General features: G+C 72.1%; 18 protein-coding genes and 1 riboswitch. Of the genes, 9 read left to right on the top strand and 9 right to left on the bottom strand.

Translation table 11 applies throughout. From position 1 onward, the window contains the following. Positions 1 to 5: 5 nt before the first annotated feature. The gene (locus ACZ6C1_RS17190) at positions 6 to 62 is read right to left on the bottom strand and encodes a trp operon leader peptide (protein ID WP_071528813.1); all 57 of its coding nucleotides are present in this window, start codon (positions 60 to 62) and stop codon (positions 6 to 8) included. A 109-nt stretch (positions 63 to 171) separates the two neighbouring features. On the opposite strand from ACZ6C1_RS17190, the gene ACZ6C1_RS17185 reads away from it, so the two are divergent. Further along, positions 172 to 1,518: a class II 3-deoxy-7-phosphoheptulonate synthase gene (locus ACZ6C1_RS17185; RefSeq protein ID WP_469241930.1), complete on the top strand. Its 1,347-nt coding sequence runs from the start codon at positions 172 to 174 to the stop codon at positions 1,516 to 1,518. 186 nt (positions 1,519 to 1,704) lie between these two features. Next, on the top strand, positions 1,705 to 1,971 hold the full coding sequence (locus ACZ6C1_RS17180) for a (2Fe-2S)-binding protein (protein WP_469241775.1): 267 nt from the start codon (positions 1,705 to 1,707) through the stop codon (positions 1,969 to 1,971). A gap of 33 nt (positions 1,972 to 2,004) precedes the next feature. Here ACZ6C1_RS17180 and bfr read toward each other — a convergent pair whose 3' ends face one another. Beyond that, complete coding sequence (gene bfr / locus ACZ6C1_RS17175) at positions 2,005 to 2,484, bottom strand: bacterioferritin (protein WP_469241774.1); 480 nt, start codon at positions 2,482 to 2,484, stop codon at positions 2,005 to 2,007. A gap of 156 nt (positions 2,485 to 2,640) precedes the next feature. Between bfr and ACZ6C1_RS17170 the strand changes: the two genes are divergently transcribed. Then, entirely contained in the window at positions 2,641 to 3,273 is a 633-nt protein-coding gene (locus ACZ6C1_RS17170; RefSeq protein ID WP_469241773.1) for a sulfite oxidase-like oxidoreductase, read from the top strand. A gap of 6 nt (positions 3,274 to 3,279) precedes the next feature. Here ACZ6C1_RS17170 and ACZ6C1_RS17165 read toward each other — a convergent pair whose 3' ends face one another. From ACZ6C1_RS17165 to thiO, 6 genes are all read right to left on the bottom strand, one after another. Beyond that, a complete protein-coding gene (locus ACZ6C1_RS17165) occupies positions 3,280 to 3,864 on the bottom strand; it encodes a DUF4396 domain-containing protein (RefSeq protein WP_469241772.1) in 585 nt (194 codons plus the stop codon). A gap of 73 nt (positions 3,865 to 3,937) precedes the next feature. Further along, a complete protein-coding gene (locus ACZ6C1_RS17160) occupies positions 3,938 to 4,792 on the bottom strand; it encodes a deoxyribonuclease IV (protein WP_469241771.1) in 855 nt (284 codons plus the stop codon). A 6-nt stretch (positions 4,793 to 4,798) separates the two neighbouring features. Next, positions 4,799 to 6,748, bottom strand: coding sequence for a Stk1 family PASTA domain-containing Ser/Thr kinase (gene pknB / locus ACZ6C1_RS17155; RefSeq protein ID WP_469241770.1), 1,950 nt, complete (start codon positions 6,746 to 6,748; stop codon positions 4,799 to 4,801). A 103-nt stretch (positions 6,749 to 6,851) separates the two neighbouring features. Continuing rightward, positions 6,852 to 7,646, bottom strand: a complete 795-nt coding sequence (locus tag ACZ6C1_RS17150) for a thiazole synthase (protein ID WP_469241769.1) — start codon at positions 7,644 to 7,646, stop codon at positions 6,852 to 6,854. 4 nt (positions 7,647 to 7,650) lie between these two features. Next, positions 7,651 to 7,851: a sulfur carrier protein ThiS gene (gene thiS, locus ACZ6C1_RS17145; protein ID WP_469241768.1), complete on the bottom strand. Its 201-nt coding sequence runs from the start codon at positions 7,849 to 7,851 to the stop codon at positions 7,651 to 7,653. Next, the gene (gene thiO, locus ACZ6C1_RS17140) at positions 7,848 to 9,059 is read right to left on the bottom strand and encodes a glycine oxidase ThiO (protein WP_469241767.1); all 1,212 of its coding nucleotides are present in this window, start codon (positions 9,057 to 9,059) and stop codon (positions 7,848 to 7,850) included. The genes thiS and thiO overlap by 4 nt, the downstream gene beginning before the upstream one ends. Further along, a riboswitch (TPP riboswitch) is annotated at positions 9,057 to 9,169 on the bottom strand. It overlaps the preceding gene by 3 nt. Positions 9,170 to 9,219: 50 nt before the next feature. On the opposite strand from thiO, the gene ACZ6C1_RS17135 reads away from it, so the two are divergent. From ACZ6C1_RS17135 to ACZ6C1_RS17110, 6 genes are all read left to right on the top strand, one after another. Further along, positions 9,220 to 9,561 carry an avidin-fold protein gene (locus tag ACZ6C1_RS17135; protein ID WP_469241766.1) on the top strand — a complete coding sequence of 114 codons (342 nt, stop codon included), beginning with the start codon at positions 9,220 to 9,222 and terminating at the stop codon, positions 9,559 to 9,561. Positions 9,562 to 9,601: 40 nt separating this feature from the next. Continuing rightward, complete coding sequence (locus tag ACZ6C1_RS17130) at positions 9,602 to 10,807, top strand: NAD(P)/FAD-dependent oxidoreductase (protein WP_469241928.1); 1,206 nt, start codon at positions 9,602 to 9,604, stop codon at positions 10,805 to 10,807. Positions 10,808 to 10,868: 61 nt separating this feature from the next. Next, a complete protein-coding gene (locus tag ACZ6C1_RS17125) occupies positions 10,869 to 11,234 on the top strand; it encodes an Rv2175c family DNA-binding protein (protein WP_392221494.1) in 366 nt (121 codons plus the stop codon). A gap of 111 nt (positions 11,235 to 11,345) precedes the next feature. Then, on the top strand, positions 11,346 to 11,996 hold the full coding sequence (thiE, locus tag ACZ6C1_RS17120; RefSeq protein WP_469241765.1) for a thiamine phosphate synthase: 651 nt from the start codon (positions 11,346 to 11,348) through the stop codon (positions 11,994 to 11,996). Between the two features lie 118 nt (positions 11,997 to 12,114). Next, complete coding sequence (gene metF, locus ACZ6C1_RS17115; protein WP_469241764.1) at positions 12,115 to 13,032, top strand: methylenetetrahydrofolate reductase [NAD(P)H]; 918 nt, start codon at positions 12,115 to 12,117, stop codon at positions 13,030 to 13,032. A 52-nt stretch (positions 13,033 to 13,084) separates the two neighbouring features. Then, positions 13,085 to 13,885 (top strand): hypothetical protein, encoded by an 801-nt coding sequence (locus tag ACZ6C1_RS17110; RefSeq protein WP_469241763.1) that lies wholly within the window; start codon positions 13,085 to 13,087, stop codon positions 13,883 to 13,885. Between the two features lie 104 nt (positions 13,886 to 13,989). On the opposite strand, the gene ACZ6C1_RS17105 is transcribed toward ACZ6C1_RS17110, so the two are convergent. Further along, positions 13,990 to 15,501, bottom strand: coding sequence for a phytoene desaturase family protein (locus ACZ6C1_RS17105; RefSeq protein ID WP_469241762.1), 1,512 nt, complete (start codon positions 15,499 to 15,501; stop codon positions 13,990 to 13,992). Between the last annotated feature and the right edge of the window lie 480 nt (positions 15,502 to 15,981).

Here is a 15,981-nt window from a genome sequence, read left to right as displayed (position 1 = left end):
CGCAGTCAGTGGGCCGCCGGATGAGCGGTCCACCACCAGTTCTGGGTCGAGTGCGCGAACATGAGCCGCACCCTACCCCAGGAACCGCCGACCGTCTCAAGATTTCTTGTCTCATCAGGTGAGCGCCCAGATGGACGAATGGGAACACCCCGTAAGGTTGTGCACGTGACCGTGAACGCTAAGCCCACCGCGACCGGTGGCAACACCTGGCGAGACCTTCCCGCGGCGCAGCAGCCCGAGTACCCCGATGCCGAGGCTCTGCGCGATGTGATCGCGGACCTCGAGTCGTATCCGCCGCTCGTCTTCGCGGGCGAGTGCGACCAGCTGCGCGCCCGGATGGGAGCCGTCGCCAGGGGCGAGGCGTTCCTGCTCCAGGGCGGCGACTGCGCCGAGGCCTTCGACGCCGTGTCGGCCGACCACATCCGTAACAAGCTCAAGACCCTGCTCCAGATGGGCGCCGTGCTGACGTACGCCGCGTCCGTCCCCGTCGTGAAGGTGGGACGGATCGCGGGGCAGTACTCCAAGCCGCGCTCCAAGCCGACCGAGACCCGCGACGGCGTGACGCTGCCGACGTACCGCGGCGACTCCGTCAACGGCTTCGCCTTCACCGAAGAGGCGCGGATCCCGGACCCCGAGCGGCTCAAGCGCATGTACCAGGCGTCCGCCTCGACGCTGAACCTGGTGCGCGCCTTCACCACCGGCGGCTACGCCGACCTGCGCCAGGTGCACGCCTGGAACCAGGACTTCGTGAAGTCGTCGCCGTCGGGCCAGCGCTACGAGCAGCTTGCGCGGGAGATCGACAACGCGCTGAACTTCATGAAGGCCTGCGGCACCGACCCGGCCGAGTTCCGCACGGTCGAGTTCTTCGCCTCGCACGAGGCGCTGCTGCTGGACTACGAGTCGGCGCTCACCCGTGTCGACTCCCGGACCGGGCAGCTTTACGACACCTCGGGCCACATGGTCTGGATCGGTGAGCGCACCCGCCAGCTGGACGGGGCGCACATCGAGTTCGCGTCGAGGATCCGCAACCCGATCGGCATCAAGCTCGGCCCGACGACCACGGTCGACGAGGCGCTGACCTACGTCGACCGCCTCGACCCCGAGCGGGAGCCGGGCCGGCTGACCTTCATCGTCCGCATGGGCGCCGACAAGGTCCGCGACAAGCTCCCCGAGCTGGTCGAGAAGGTCACCGCGTCCGGTGCCACCGTGGCCTGGGTGACCGACCCGATGCACGGCAACACCTTCGAGGCGGCCTCCGGCCACAAGACGCGTCGCTTCGACGACGTGCTCGACGAGGTCAAGGGCTTCTTCGAGGTCCACAAGGAGCTCGGTACGCACCCGGGCGGCATCCACGTGGAGCTGACCGGTGACGACGTCACCGAGTGCGTGGGCGGTGGCGACGAGATCTTCGTCGACGACCTGCACCAGCGCTACGAGACGGCGTGCGACCCGCGGCTCAACCGCAGCCAGTCGCTCGACCTGGCGTTCCTGGTGGCGGAGATGTACCGCGACCAGTGACCCGGTGACCGTTGATCTTGGCTGAACACAGCCTTGACGTGCCGATGGGGCGCGGATCCATGTGATCCGCGCCCCATCGGTATTTGCCGGGCTTTTGCGCGCCCTGTGCGACGGGTAAGGTTAGGTTAGCCTCACCGATCAAGGGCGGGGTCTTCAATTGTCGATCCCGTCGAGCCCCGCAGGGAGGTGAACCGCGTGTACGTCTGCTCGTGCTTCGGTGTCACCGAGAAGCAGGTCAAGGAACACGCGGACGCCGGTGCCTGCACGCCCCGCCAGATCGCGTCGGCATGCAAGGCCGGCACGGACTGCGGATCCTGTGTACGCCGCATCCAGGCGATCCTCGGCCGCGGGAACTGCCCCCGGCGCGAGCTGGTGGACCAGGGCCAGCCGGCCCTCACGGCCACCGAGGCCCTGGAGCCCGTGGGAGTGGCGGAGCTGCCCGAAGCCGCGTGACGCGGCCCGCGGGAGCGGTGTGGGGGGAGCGGGTCAGCTGTCCGGCTGCTCGATCAGCTGGGCGATGTAGAGCGACTCGCCGAGCTTGTTGACCAGCTCCAGCTGGGTGTCGAGATAGTCGATGTGGTGCTCCTCGTCGGCGAGGATCGACTCGAAGATGTTCGCGGACGTGATGTCGCCCTTGTTGCGCATGACCTCGATGCCGCGCTTGAGGCGGTCGATCGCCTCGACCTCGACCTGCCGGTCCGCCTGGAACATCTCCGTGAGGGTCTGGCCGACACGGACGTGGAAAAGCCGCTGGTAATTCGGCAGGCCTTCGAGGAAGAGGATCCGGTCGGTCAGGACCTCGGCGTGCTTCATCTCGTCGAAGGACTCCGCACGGGTGTATTTGGCGAGCTTCGTCCACCCGAAGTTCTCCTGCATCTTCGCATGCAGGAAGTACTGGTTGATCGCCGTCAGCTCGGCGGTCAGCTGCTCGTTGAGGAACTCGATGACCTCGGGGTCGCCCTGCATCGCAGAGGCTCCTTCCGCGCGTGTGAAAGGGGCAGATGGCGCGCATCCTCGCACCGCTGGAGGAGAGCGTCCAGTAAGTGCATGCTTAGTAGGAGTTGCCCCAATGGGCCTCGCACCTGGTCATTACCACCCTTCCCGGTCTGTCACCATTGAGTCATGGGTCAGCCAGGGAGCGGGGAACACCGGGCAGCGGGGGAATCCGAGCTTCCACCGGGACAGCGGCTTCAGCGCGGCTGGCCGGTCACCCACTACGGGCCGGTCCCCAAGTTCAAGCCGGACCGCTGGGAGTTCAGGGTCTTCGGTGCCACGGCGGGTGGCGACAAGCACTGCTGGAACCACGAGGAGTTCTCGGCGCTGCCGTTCTCGACGGTCGTGGCCGATCTGCACTGCGTGACGAAATACAGCATGCTCGGGGCCGAATGGGGTGGGGTACCCGCCCGTACGATCCTGGAAATCGCGCCGCCGGCCGCCAATGTCACCCATGTGATGGTGTGGGCGGAGTACGGATTCAGCGCGAACATGCGGCTCTCCGACTTCTCCTCGGAGCGAACGATTTTCGCCACGCACAAGGACGGTGAGCTGCTCACCGCCGAGCACGGGTTCCCGTTGCGGCTCATCGTGCCGCACCTGTACGCCTGGAAGGGGCCCAAGTGGGTCCGGGGCGTGGAGTACATGACCGCCGATCGCCGCGGCTTCTGGGAGGAGCGCGGCTATCACAACATCGGCGATCCGTGGACGGAGCAGCGCTACTCGTACCAGGAGGAGCCGGGGGACGGCCCGGAGCTCTGATACCCCTCAGTGGTATTGGTGCACCACCGCGTGTCCCTTGCCGCGCCCGATCATCCACTTGTTGACGGGCGTGGTGACGACGAAGGCGGCGAAGAGCGCGAAGGCGAGGACGCCCCAGAAGAACCCGTCGGTGAGGTGCGCATCCATGGCGCCGGGCCAGAGTGCGAGCACCCCGTTGTCGATCAGCTCCATGATGGCGATGGACAGCGTGTCGGCGGCCAGTGCCACCCGGAAGGCGGTCCTGAAGTCGACACCGGCCTTGAGTACGCCGCGCAGGGTGAGCGCGTAGCCGAAGAAGAAGGCCAGGGCGATGGCGAGCGCCATGGTGGCCACGGTGCCCCAGCCCAGGGCCGTGCCGATGACCATGCCGAGGACCTCGCCGATGGCGCAGCCGGTGAGGCAGTGGAGGGTGGCCCGGGCGGCCATGGACCAGCTGACCTCGCCGCCGCCGTGCTGGTGGGCGTGGTGCTGGTGATGGTCCTGGTGCTCCCGGCGCTCCCGGTGCTCGACAGGCCGGCTGGGCTGGGTGTGCTGGTGGTCCTGGGTGTGCGGGTGGTGCTCGCCGTACTCGGTGTGACTGTCGTGCTGCATGAGAGCCCCCAAGGTCATGGGCGGTGGCGGTTCCTGCCGATAACAGGAACCGTATACCCCCCTGGGGTATTCCTCAACTGTTCCGGAGTTTCTTCAGCCGCTCGATGTCGGCCGCGTGTCCCTCCTTGCCGCCGGGCGTTTCGATCACCAGCGGGACGCCGGCGGTCGCCGGGTGCCGCATCAGCTCGCGGAACGGGTCCTCGCCGATGTGACCCGCGCCGATGTTCGCGTGCCGGTCCTTGTGGGCGCCCACGACGTCCTTGGAGTCATTGGCGTGGATCAGCTTGAGCCGGCCCTCGCCGACCGTGTCGACCAGCAGGTCCAGGGTCTGCCGTACACCGTGCTCCCCGGTCAGGTCGTGCCCGGCCGCGAAGATGTGGCAGGTGTCCAGGCAGATGCCCAGCTTGGGGTGGGCGTCGAGAGCCTCGAAGTACGGGCCGAAGTCCCAGGTCCGGGAGCAGAGCGAGGCGCCCTGTCCGGCCGTCGACTCCAGCAGCAGGAACGGGTCGTCGTGGTGGTCGAGTTCGTCCAGCAGCGGCAGCATGTGCGTGCGCACCTGGGCGAGGGCTTCCTGCCGGGGGCGGCCCCCGGTCGCCGAACCCGTGTGGACGACCACGCCCAGCGCGCCGATGTCCCGGGCGCGGCGCAGCGAGTGGCGCAGGGACGCCACGGAGAACTCGACGGTCGCCTCGGTGTGGGAGCCGAAGTTGATCAGGTAGGGAGCGTGGACGTACGCGGGGATGCCCTCGGCGGCGCACTCGTCGCGGAACAGCTCGTCCTGGACCGGGTTTCCGGCGGGCGTGGCCCAGCCGCGCGGATTGGCGACGAAGACCTGGACGGCTTCGGCGCCGATCTCGCGCGCGTAGGTGAGACCGGTCTTGGCGAGGCCGCCGGCCACGGGAACATGGCCGCCGACTGCGTTGCGCATGTGCTCTCAGAGTCCCTTGGTCTTGATGGTGATGGTGCTGCCCTCGGGGGCCTGCTCGCCGCCGCTCACGGACTGGCTGTCCACGGTGTCACCGAGGAAGGGGAAGGTCTTCTCGACCTTCACCGTGAAGCCGGCGCCTTCCAGCTCCCGCTGGGCGTCGTCGACGTCCTTGCCGGTGACATCGGGGACGACGGCCATGCGGGGGCCCTTGGAGACGGTCAGCGTGATCGTGTCGCCCTTGGCGGCCTTGTTCCCCTGGGGGAGGGACTGGGCGGCCACGCTGCCCGCCTCCTCGGGGGAGTGGACCCGGGTGGAGGCGACCTTCACGGTGAGACCGGCGTCCTCCAGCGTACGGGTGGCGTCCTCGACGGTGTCGCCGGTGACGTCCGGTACGTCGACGGGGGCACCCTTGCTGACGACGAGGGCGATCGCGGAATCGGGGTTGCGCTCGGTGCCCGCCTCCGGGTCGGTGCTGATCACGGTCCCCTGCTCGAACTCCTGGCTGAAGGCCTTGGTGACCTTGCCGGGCGCGAGGCCCGCCCCGGTCAGTTCACGCTTGGCGTCGCCGAGCGGCAGGCCCTTGAGGTTGGGGACCTTCACGATCTCCGGACCGCGCGAGACGGTGAGGGTCACGGAGCCGTTGCCGCGGATGCGCTCGCCGGGCGCGGGGTCGGCGGCCATCACGGTGCCCCGCTTGTAGGCGTTGCTGTAGTCCCGCTTCACGCCCTTGACGTCGAGCCCGGCGTCGGCGAGCCGCTTCTCCGCCTCGGCCTGGGGCTGTCCGAGCACGGTGGGGACCCGGGTGAACTGTCCGGAGTTGATGTACCAGACACCCCCGCCGACGCCGAGGACGAGCAGCACGGCGACGACGGCGGCGATCAGACCGCGGCGCGTGTGGAGGAGGGCGCCGGCGGCGGGGCGGCGGGGCTCCGGCTCGGTCCGGGGGCCGGGCTGCGGGGGCATGGTGAGCCGGCTGGTGCGCTGGACGCCGTCGCCCTCGCCGGGCAGGGCCCGTGCGATCACGCTGGTGGGGTCCTCGGAGCCGCCACCCGGGCGGTCGGCGTCGTCGGCACGGGGGCCGGCCTGTGGCGGGACCAGGTCGAGCTGGTCGTCGGCGAGCGCGGCGCGGGCCTCACGGGCCTGGGCGAGGAGGGCCACCGCGTCGTGCGGGCGTACCTCGGGGTTGCGTGCGGTGGCGCTCGCCACCAGGTCGTCCAGCTCGACCGCGAGGCCGGGGACGGCGGCGGAGGGGGGCGGGACGTCCGCGTTCAGATGCTGGTAGAGCACCTGGGCGGGCGTGTCGCCCGCGTGCGGCTTGGCGCCGGTCAGCATCTCGTACAGGACGACACCGCAGGCGTACACGTCCGCGCGGGTGTCGGCGGTGCCGTGCTCGATCTGCTCGGGCGCCAGGTAGGAGACGGTGCCGAGGACCGAGCCGGTGGTGTTGGTGGCCGCGCCGACGGCCCGGACGAGCCCGAAGTCGGCGACCTTGACCCTGCCGTCGTCCCCTATCAGGACGTTCTCGGGCTTCATGTCACGGTGGACGAACCCCGCTCGGTGCGCGGCGCCCAGCGCGGCGAGCACCGGCTCCAGGATGTCGAGCGCGGCCCGGGGCTGGAGCGCGCCGCGCTCGCGCAGCACGTCGCGGAGGGTGCACCCGGCGACGTACTCCATCGCCAGGTAGACGTACGCCCCGTCGGCACCCTGGTCGAACACGCCGACCACATTGGGGTGCGACAGGCGCGCCACGGACTTGGCCTCGCGGATGAACCGCTCCACGAACGTGGCGTCGGTCGCGAGGGCGGGGTGCATCACCTTCAGGGCGAGCACCCGGTCGAGCCGGGTGTCGACGGCCCGGTAGACCGTGGCCATGCCACCGACGGCGATGCGTGTGTCGACCCGGTAGCGGCCGTCGAGCAGCTGGCCGACGAGGGGGTCGTGCAGGGTCGTATCCACTCGCCCGAGTCTACGAGCCCGGACCGACACGCCCACCGCCCCGCCCCTGCTCCGGCCCGTACTGCAGCCGACCTGTGACACCCGGCGGCGCCCTCCGGGCCGATCAGAACGCCGGCCGCTCCGGGTCCAGCACCGCCCGGCCCTCCACCGGGGACGAGGCCTCCGCGAAGTGCCGGCGCGGGATCCGTCCCGCCCGGTGGGCGAGGCGTCCCGCCTCCACCGCGTGCCGCATCGCCTCGGCCATCAGGACCGGCTCCTGGGCCCGGGTCACCGCCGACGCCAGCATCACGGCCGCGCACCCCAGCTCCATCGCCAGCGCCGCGTCGGACGCCGTACCCGCGCCCGCGTCCAGGATCACCGGCACGCGCGCGTGCTCCACGATCAGCTGGAAGTTGTGCGGGTTGCGGATGCCGAGGCCGGAGCCGATGGGCGAGCCCAGCGGCATGACCGCCGCGCAGCCGACGTCCTCCAGCTTGCGGGCCAGCACGGGGTCGTCGTTGGTGTACGGGAGGACCGTGAAGCCGTCGTCGACCAGCGTCTCGGCGGCGTCGAGCAGTTCGATCGGGTCGGGCAGCAGCGTCCGCTCGTCGGCGACCACCTCCAGCTTGATCCAGTCCGTACCGAGCGCCTCCCGGGCGAGGCGGGCGGTCAGCACGGCCTCCCCCGCGGTGAAGCAGCCCGCCGTGTTGGGCAGGACCCGGATGCCGAGCTTGTCGAGGACGGACAGGACGGAGCCCTGGACCGTGGGGTCGAGGCGGCGCATCGCCACGGTCGTGAGCTCGGTGCCGCTGGCGGCCAGGGAGCGTTCCAGTACGTCGAGGCTGGGCGCCCCGCCCGTACCCATGATCAGCCGGGAGTCGAACGTGGTCCCGGCGATGGTGAGTCGGTCGTCGGCCATGGTTTCAGCCCCCCTGGACCGCGGTGAGGACCTCGACCCGGTCGCCCTCGCCGAGGAGGGTCCCGGACCACTGGCTGCGCGGGACGACCGTCTCGTTGACGGCGGCGGCGACCCCGGAGGGGGCCGGGGTGAGGGTGGCGACCAGGGCGTCGAGGGTGGTGGGGCCGGCGAGCCGTCGGGACTCGCCGTTGACGGAGACGTTCATGACACTCCTGCCGGAGAGAGGGACGGGGAGGGGGCCGGGGACGGGGCTGCGGTCCCGAAGCGGGTGGCGGCGAAGGCGCGGGCCTCCTCGGGGAGCTCCCCGGTGGTCAGCACGGTCGCCATCACGTCACCGGTCACGGGGGTCAGCAGCACCCCGTTGCGGTAGTGGCCCGTCGCCAGGTGCAGGCCGGGCAGCGCGGTGGGGCCCAGCAGGGGCGCGTTGTCGGGGGAGCCGGGCCGCAGCCCCGCACGGGTCTCGGTCAGCGGCAGCTCGGTGATGCCGGGCACCAGCTCGTGCGCGTCGCGCAGCAGCTCGTACACCCCGCCCGCCGTGACCGTGGTGTCCCAGCCGAGCTCCTCGCTCGTCGCCCCGACGACCAGCTCACCGTTCTCGCGCGGCACCAGGTACACCTGGCTGCCGCGCACGACCGCCCGTACCGTACGGCTCAGGAAAGGCGCGTACGCGGGGGGCACCGACAGCCGCAGCACCTGCCCCTTGACCGGCCGCACCGGCGGCAGCACCTCGTCCGGTACGCCGGCGAGCCGCCCGCTCAGACTGCCGGCCGCCAGCACCACCTGGTCCGCGGACAGCTCGGTGCCGTCCTCCAGGAGCACCCCCGCAGCCCGGTCCCCAGCCACCACCAGCCGCTCCGCCCAGGCGCGGTGGACGATCACCCCGGACCGCTCGCACGCGGCCACCAGGGCGGCCGCCAGCCGCCGAGGATCGACCTGGTGGTCGCCGTCCACCCGCAGCCCGCCGCGCACGCCGGGCGCCAGCATCGGCTCCAGACGGCGGCATTCGCGGCCGGTCAGCCACTCCGAGTCCAGGCCCGAGCGCTGCTGCAGCGCGTGCAGCTCCCGCAGGTGGGCGCGGTCGTCGGCGTCCAGGGCGACGGCGAGCGTGCCGCACGCGCGGTGGCCGACGTCCACGCCTCCGGCCGCCTCCTGGAGTTCGGCGACGAAAGCGGGATAGCGGCGCGCCGACTCCAGGTTGAGCCCGAGGAGCGTCTCCTCGCCGTAGTGGAGCTCGGTGACCGCGGCGAGCATGCCCGCCGCGACCTGCGCGGCCCCGCCGCCCGGCTCGGGGTCGACCACGGCGGTCCGCAGACCGCGCTGTGCCGCCCGCCAGGCGGTGACCAGGCCGATGATTCCGCCCCCGACGACAAGGACGTCCGAGGTCGCACGGGGACCTCTCGTACGTGGATGCATGGGCGTCCAGCCCCTCCCTTCGCCGGCATGACCCGGATCAGGTTCGTACGGTCGGAGGCCGTCCAGCCTCCCTCTCAGCCCAGTGCGTCCGGGCTCCCGCGAGTGCTCTACGGTGGCCAGACTATCCCCACCCGGCAACCCGCAGTAAGGGAGCTTCACCGTGGCGCGGTCGCTCGACGGACTCGTCCTCTCGCCCGTGGCGGACCAGGCTCCCGGTCAGGTCGGTACACCGACGCGGTTCGCCTACCACGAGGAGGACGGCCGCGTCTGGGCCGAGTACGCGGGCGGTGACGTGGTGCGCGGACACCTCGTAGGGACCCGTGAGGGGGACCGTCTCGACTTCCGGTACGTCCAGCTCAAGCGGGACGGGCGGACGGCGTCCGGGCACTGTGTGTCCACGGTCGTGGAACTGGACGACGGTCGCGTTCGGCTGGAGGAGACCTGGGAATGGGAGTCCCAGGAGGGCAGCGGTACCAGTGTGGTGGAGGAGCTCCCTTCCTGACGCGTTGTCAGCTGCATAAGGTGGGCGGGTGAACGAGCGGATGGAAGCAGAGCGGCGCGTCGTCATCGTGGGCGCCGGGATGGCGGGCGTGCAGACGGCCGTGGCGCTGCGCGAGCAGGGCTTCACCGGCCCCGTGCGGCTGATCGGGGCCGAGCCGCACCAGCCGTACGACAGGCCCCCGTTGTCGAAAGCGGTGCTCCTGGGCACGGCCGAGGGATCGGCCTTCGACGTGGACTTCGAGGCGCTCGGCATCGAACTGCGCCTGGGCGTCGAGGTCACCGCCCTCCGCCCCGACGCGCACGAGGTGGACACCGAGGCCGGGCCGGTCCCGTACGACGTCCTGGTCGTCGCCACCGGCGCCCGGCCCCTCGCGCTGCCCGGCACGGAGGGCGTCCCCGGCGTCCACCTGTTGCGCACCCTCGACGACGCCGAGCGGCTGCGCCCCGTCCTCGCGGAGAAGCACGACGTGGTGGTCGTCGGCGCGGGATGGATCGGCGCCGAGTTCACGACGGCCGCCCGGGAGGCCGGCTGCGCGGTCACCGTCGTCGAGGCCGCCGACCGGCCGTTCGCCGGGGCGCTGCCCGCCGAGGTCGCCGCCCCGATGGGCGAGTGGTACGAGGAGAGCGGAGCCAAACTCCTGACGCACGCGCGCGTGGGGCACGTCGAACCGGGCGAGGTGGCCCTGGAGGACGGGCGCCTGCTGCCCGCCGGAGCCGTGGTCGTCGGCATCGGCGCCCGGCCCGCGACCGGCTGGCTGGCCGGTTCCGGAGTCGCGCTCGGCCCGGAGGGCGCGATCGTCGCCGACGACCATCTGCGCACGTCCGCGCCCGACGTGTACGCCGTGGGCGACTGCGCCTCCTTCCCCTCCGCCCGCTACGGCGAGCGGCTGATGGTGCACCACTGGGACAACGCCCTCCAGGGCCCGCGCACGGTGGCCGCCGCCGTCGTCGGCGAGGCCCCGCGGCCGTACGACCCGGTGCCGTACTTCTGGTCCGAGCAGTTCGGGCGGTTCGTGCAGTACGCGGGCCATCACGCGGCCGCCGACACCATGGTGTGGCGGGGCGACCCGGCCGGTGCCGCGTGGTCGGTGGTGTGGCTGCGCGGGGGCGCCCTGGTGGCGCTGCTGGCCGTCGGCCGCCCGCGTGACCTGGCTCAGGGGCGCAAGCTCATCGAGGCGGGGACGACGCTCGATCCGGCGCTCGCGGCCGACCCGTCCGTCCCGCTGAAGTCGGCCGCCCGAGGGTAGCGGGGGCCGGTCCGGCCCAGCCCGGCTACCGACTGTCAGTGCGGGATGGCACGCTAGTCCCGTGACCGAGATTGACGCAAAGATCGATGCTCTCGTCCCCGCCTGGCTCCACCTGCCCGACATCGCGGAAATGCTCGATGTCGAGGTGACGCGCGTGCGGCAGCTGGTCAAGGAGGGCCAGCTGATCGCCGTGCGCCGGGGTGAGAACCGGGCGCTCCAGGTGCCTGCCGCCTTCATCAAGGACGGCAAGGTCGTGAAGGGTCTCTCCGGGACCCTGACGCTCCTGAAGGACGACGGCTTCACCGACGAAGAGATGCTGGAGTGGCTCTTCACCCCCGACCCGACCCTGCCGGGCACGCCCGCGCAGGCGCTCAGCGAGAATCGCGGCACGGAGGTGAAGCGCCGCGCCCAGGCGCTCGCCGTCTGACGTCCTGGTAAGTCCCGGCGGGGCACGCCGGGCGGAACACCGACACCAGGCGGTGTCCGGGCCGGGGGAGCCCTCCGGCCCGGACACCGCCGCACCAACGGGGGGAACCTCATGTCCACCGCACGCGTCAAGCTGGCCGACGCCCGGCTCTACCTCTGCACGGACGCCCGGAAGAGGCAGGGCGATCTGCCCGAGTTCCTCGACGCGGTGCTCGGCTCCGGCGTGGACATCGTGCAGCTGCGTGACAAGGGCATGGAGGCCGGCGAGGAGCTGGAGCACCTGGCGGTCTTCGCCGACGCCTGCCGCCGGCACGGCACGCTGCTCGCGGTGAACGACCGGGCCGACGTGGCGCACGCCATCGGCTCGGACGTGCTGCACCTGGGCCAGGGCGACCTGCCCGTCCCGGCCGCCCGCGCCATCCTCGGGGACGAGGTGCTGATCGGCCGCTCCACGCACGCGGAGGCGGAGGTGGACGCGGCGGTCGCGGAGCCGGGCGTGGACTACTTCTGCACGGGCCCGTGCTGGCCGACGCCCACCAAGCCGGGGCGGTACGCGCCCGGGCTCGACCTCGTGCGGTATGCGGCGTCGCTGGACCAGGAGCGGCCGTGGTTCGCCATCGGCGGCATCGACGCGGGCAATCTGGACGAGGTGCTGGACGCCGGTGCCCGCCGGATCGTGGTCGTCCGGGCCATCACCGAGGCCGACGACCCGGCGGAGGCCACGGCGGTGCTCGCGAAGCGGGTCCACGAGCGCTCCGCATAGCCGCGCCGACCGTCCTCGGCTGTCCACGACTGTCCAAGGACTGGACAACAACCCGACAAAAGCGACAAATTACCCTGCTCTGGTTGGGTGACGCCCGACCCGTGGCTAACCTGCCCGTATGGCCCTTGGCACACCTTCCACCAGGACAGATCGCGCGCGAACGGTGCGCGATCTGCTCGCGACCGGCAAGACGTCGTACTCCTTCGAGTTCTGGGCGCCCAAAACCGAGAAGGGCGAGCGGAACCTCTGGAACGCGCTGCGCCGGGTCGAAGCGGTGGCCCCCAGCTTCGTCTCCGTGACGTACGGAGCAGGCGGCTCCACGAGGGCCGGGACGGTCAAGGCCACCCAGGAGATCGCCGCCGACACCACGCTCACCCCCGTCGCGCACCTCACCGCCGTCGACCACACCATCGCCGAGCTGCGCAACATGATCGGCCAGTACGCCGACGCCGACATCAGGAACATCCTCGCCGTCAGGGGCGACCCGCCCGGCGACCCGATGGGCGAGTGGGTACCGCACCCCGAGGGCGTGCGGTACGCCGCCGACCTGGTCCGGCTGATCAAGGAGTCCGGCGACTTCTGCGTCGGCGTCGCAGCCTTCCCCGAGATGCACCCGCGCTCCACCGACTGGGACACGGACATCCGGCACTTCGTGGACAAGTGCCGGGCGGGCGCGGACTACGCGATCACCCAGATGTTCTTCCTTCCGGAGGACTATCTGCGGCTGCGCGACCGGGTCTCGGCCAGGGGCTGCGAGACGCCGATCATCCCGGAGATCATGCCGGTCACCAGCGTCAAGCAGATCGAACGGTTCGCTCAGCTCAGCAACGCCCACTTCCCGCCCGAGCTGAAAGAGCGGATCCTCGCCGTCAAGGACGATCCGGCCGCTGTACGCTCCATTGGCATCGAGTACGCGACGGAGTTCTGCGCACGGCTGCTTTCCGAGGGTGTCCCCGGACTGCACTTCATCACGCTGAACAACTCCACCGCGACGCTCGAGATCTACGAGAATCTCGGACTGCACGAGCAGTCCTGACCGGCCGTACCCGCCACGTCCCGAGGCGGGGGGCCGTACGAGAGGGGCGGGCATGGGCTGGACGGTCCTCTACATCGCGTTCGGTTTCGTCGCGTTGTGGCTGCTCGGTGAGGTGCTCCTGCAGTACAAGGCCCGGCTGCGCTGGCGACTGCTCGCCTTCGCCGGCTTCCTGGGCGTGGTCCTCGGCGTGCTGCTGCCGTCCGTCCCCGTGATCGCGGCGGGCGCGATCGCCTTCGCGATCGGCCAGACGTACGTCACGCTGTCCTTCCGGCGCGGCTTCTCCACGGGGTGGGCGATCGGCGGCCGCCCCGGCGCCAGCCGCCGCCGCAAGGCCGGCCCCGGCGCGGGGGCCGCGGCCGCCGCAGGTCCGACCCTGGAGGTCTCGAACCTCGAGTACGAGCAGCGGGAGCAGGAGCCGACGGCAGCCGAGACGACGGCGGTCTACGCGCCGGAGCCACTGCCGGACGAGACCGGCCAGTACGGGGTCTACACCGGGCCCGCCCCCACCGCACAGACCGCCCCGGCGCCGTCGTACGACGGCGGCTTCGGCACCTACGCCGGCAGCGGCTACGACCAGCAGGGCGCCTACGCCACGGCCACGTACGACTACGGCACCACCGGGGAGCAGAGCTACGCCGCGTACTCCGACCCGTACATCGGCACCGCCCCGTACGACAACGGCTACGGCGGCCAGCAGCAGTACGCCGACCCCTACGCCCCCCAGTACGGCATGGAAACCCCGCCCGGCGGCGTATGGGTGCCGCAGCAGCGCGACGCGGAACACCAGGCCCCGCAGCAGCCGCCGTACGGCTACGACCCGGGCCAGGGGCAGGGCGACCCGTACCGCTACTGAACCGCGCTCCTTGCCGCCCAAGGACCGCGGGACGCTGTCACTGAGAACCGCGGAACCCGTTCACTGAGAGCCGCGGGGCCTCACGTAGGCGCCCCGGAACCTCGTCACTGAGAGCCGCGGAAGCCCGCGCCCTCCACGATCAGCCCGGCGACCAGGGCCCCCGACATCCCGGCGTGCGCGAGCCCGCCGCCCGGGTGTGCCCAGCCGCCGGCGAAGTACAGCCCGTCCAGGGGAGCCGGGTTGGCCGCGGACAGCAGCGAGCCGCGCGCACCCGGCAGAGCCGGGCCGGGCACCTGGAACACACCCGTTTCCCGGAACGTGTCGGCCGGGGTGCGCACCACACGCCACAGCAGCCGCTCCCGCAGACCGGGCACGGCGGCAGCCGCGGCCTCGACCATACGGTCGGCGAACGCCTCCACGGCCGCCCCCTGGTCGGCGCCCCACGGACTGTCCGACGGCCATGCCCCATCCGCCGGGACCGTGGCGGTGACCGTCACCGCCTCGTGGTCCCCGTCGGGGAGCGACCGCTCGTCGCCGGGGCGCAGCACGACGACCGTCGGCCGGTCGCACAGCCGCCCCCGCGCGAGGGCGTCCAGCTCGTCCTCGCGGTCGGCGGAGTGCACCACCGTCCGGTGCACGGCGTCCGCCTCCGGCGCGCCGCGCAGCGCCAGGCACACCGTGACCCGGCCGGTCCGTGCCCGCTGGTGGCGCGGCGACTCGTCCGGGCCCTCCCACTCCAGGACCTGGTCCCGGTACAGCGCGGGCAGCGGGGCGCCCGCGACCACGTGGTCCGCCTCGGCCGCCTCCCCGTCGTCGAGCCGGACGCCGACGGCCCGCCCGTCCTTCACCAGGACACCGGTCACGGTCGTGCCGAAGACGAACTCCACCCTGCGCTGCCGGCAGCGCTCGTACACGGCGTCCGCCAGCGCCCGGATGCCACCGCCCACGTACCAGCTCCCGAAGGTCTGCTCCATGTACGGCAGCACCGCGGCCGCCGCGGGGGCGGTCGCCGGGTCGAAGCCGTACGCCAGGGCGTGACTCTCCAGCAGGGCCGCGAGCCGCGGGTCGCGCAGTTCCCGCCGCCCCACCTCGGCGAGCGTGGTCGCCGGACGGCGCAACAAGCCGGTCTTCAGCGCCGGATACGGGTCGCGCGCGAACGGCGTGACGTCGCCCGGCAGTGGCTCTTCCAGCAGCGGCCTGCGCGAGCGGTCCCACGCGTCCCGCGCGCGGTTCAGGAACTCGCCCCACCGCGTCCCCGCGCCCGGTCCGAGCGCCGCGTCCAGGGCCGAGACGATCCCCGCCCGGGAGGCGTTCGGCAGCGACACCGCCGTACCGTCGGCGAACACATGGCGGCTCGCCGGGTCGACCTGGGTCAGCTCGACGCACCGCTCCAGCGGCTCCTTGCCCGTCTTGACGAACAGGTCCCGGTACACGGCGGGCAGGTGCAGCAGCCCCGGTCCGGTGTCGAAGGCGAAACCGTCGCGCTCCAGCCGGCCGACCGCGCCGCCGTACGTCTCCCCGCGCTCGTACACCGTCACCCGGTGGCCCGCCACCGCCAGCCGGGCCGCCGCCGCCATGGCGCCCATCCCCGCGCCGATCACCACAATCCGTGCCATGTCAGGGACCCTATCCGGCCCCCCTGACAGGCCGGCCGGACGGGCGGGCCCACGCCCGCGTGGGCACCGGCACGGACCCCTGAGTACCCGTACCTAGGGAGCGAGATGAGTAGGTACGCGGATGGGCCCGGACCCGTCCGGACGGAAGAGTGGGGACCACGGAAGGGGCGCGGGGCCGACACCGCCGACACGGGGCGGCGGAACCGGCACCGCGCACCTGACGGAACGGGGGCACGAAGGAGAGCCCGGGGACCGACGGGGGAACACACGGGGGTCAGGGCTCTCCGGCACGGGGGACGCACGGGGGATCGAACGGGGGACACGGGGGAAGGACGCCGGTCCGGGGGGGGGGGGGGGGGGGGGGGGGGGGGGGGGGGGGGGTTGGGGTGGGGGGGGGGGGGGGGGGGGGGGGGGGGGGGGGGGAGGGGGGGAGGGGGGGGGGGGGGGGGGGGGGGGGGGGGGGGGGGGGGGGGGGGGGGA

The organism is Streptomyces sp. NPDC041796 (genome assembly GCF_055590785.1).
Note: the sequence above shows the minus strand (reverse complement) of the source record. Positions and strands in the feature narration are given on the sequence as shown.

Coding starts and splice junctions, on each gene's coding strand:
- ACZ6C1_RS17165 (WP_469241772.1), bottom strand. CDS start 3,864: ATGCAGCACGACAGTCACACCGAGTACGGCGAGCACCACCCGCACACC.
- ACZ6C1_RS17170 (WP_469241773.1), top strand. CDS start 2,641: ATGGGTCAGCCAGGGAGCGGGGAACACCGGGCAGCGGGGGAATCCGAG.
- ACZ6C1_RS17160 (WP_469241771.1), bottom strand. CDS start 4,792: ATGCGCAACGCAGTCGGCGGCCATGTTCCCGTGGCCGGCGGCCTCGCC.
- ACZ6C1_RS17105 (WP_469241762.1), bottom strand. CDS start 15,501: ATGGCACGGATTGTGGTGATCGGCGCGGGGATGGGCGCCATGGCGGCG.
- ACZ6C1_RS17110 (WP_469241763.1), top strand. CDS start 13,085: ATGGGCTGGACGGTCCTCTACATCGCGTTCGGTTTCGTCGCGTTGTGG.
- ACZ6C1_RS17130 (WP_469241928.1), top strand. CDS start 9,602: ATGGAAGCAGAGCGGCGCGTCGTCATCGTGGGCGCCGGGATGGCGGGC.
- thiE (WP_469241765.1), top strand. CDS start 11,346: ATGTCCACCGCACGCGTCAAGCTGGCCGACGCCCGGCTCTACCTCTGC.
- thiO (WP_469241767.1), bottom strand. CDS start 9,059: ATGCATCCACGTACGAGAGGTCCCCGTGCGACCTCGGACGTCCTTGTC.
- metF (WP_469241764.1), top strand. CDS start 12,115: ATGGCCCTTGGCACACCTTCCACCAGGACAGATCGCGCGCGAACGGTG.
- bfr (WP_469241774.1), bottom strand. CDS start 2,484: ATGCAGGGCGACCCCGAGGTCATCGAGTTCCTCAACGAGCAGCTGACC.
- thiS (WP_469241768.1), bottom strand. CDS start 7,851: ATGAACGTCTCCGTCAACGGCGAGTCCCGACGGCTCGCCGGCCCCACC.
- ACZ6C1_RS17150 (WP_469241769.1), bottom strand. CDS start 7,646: ATGGCCGACGACCGACTCACCATCGCCGGGACCACGTTCGACTCCCGG.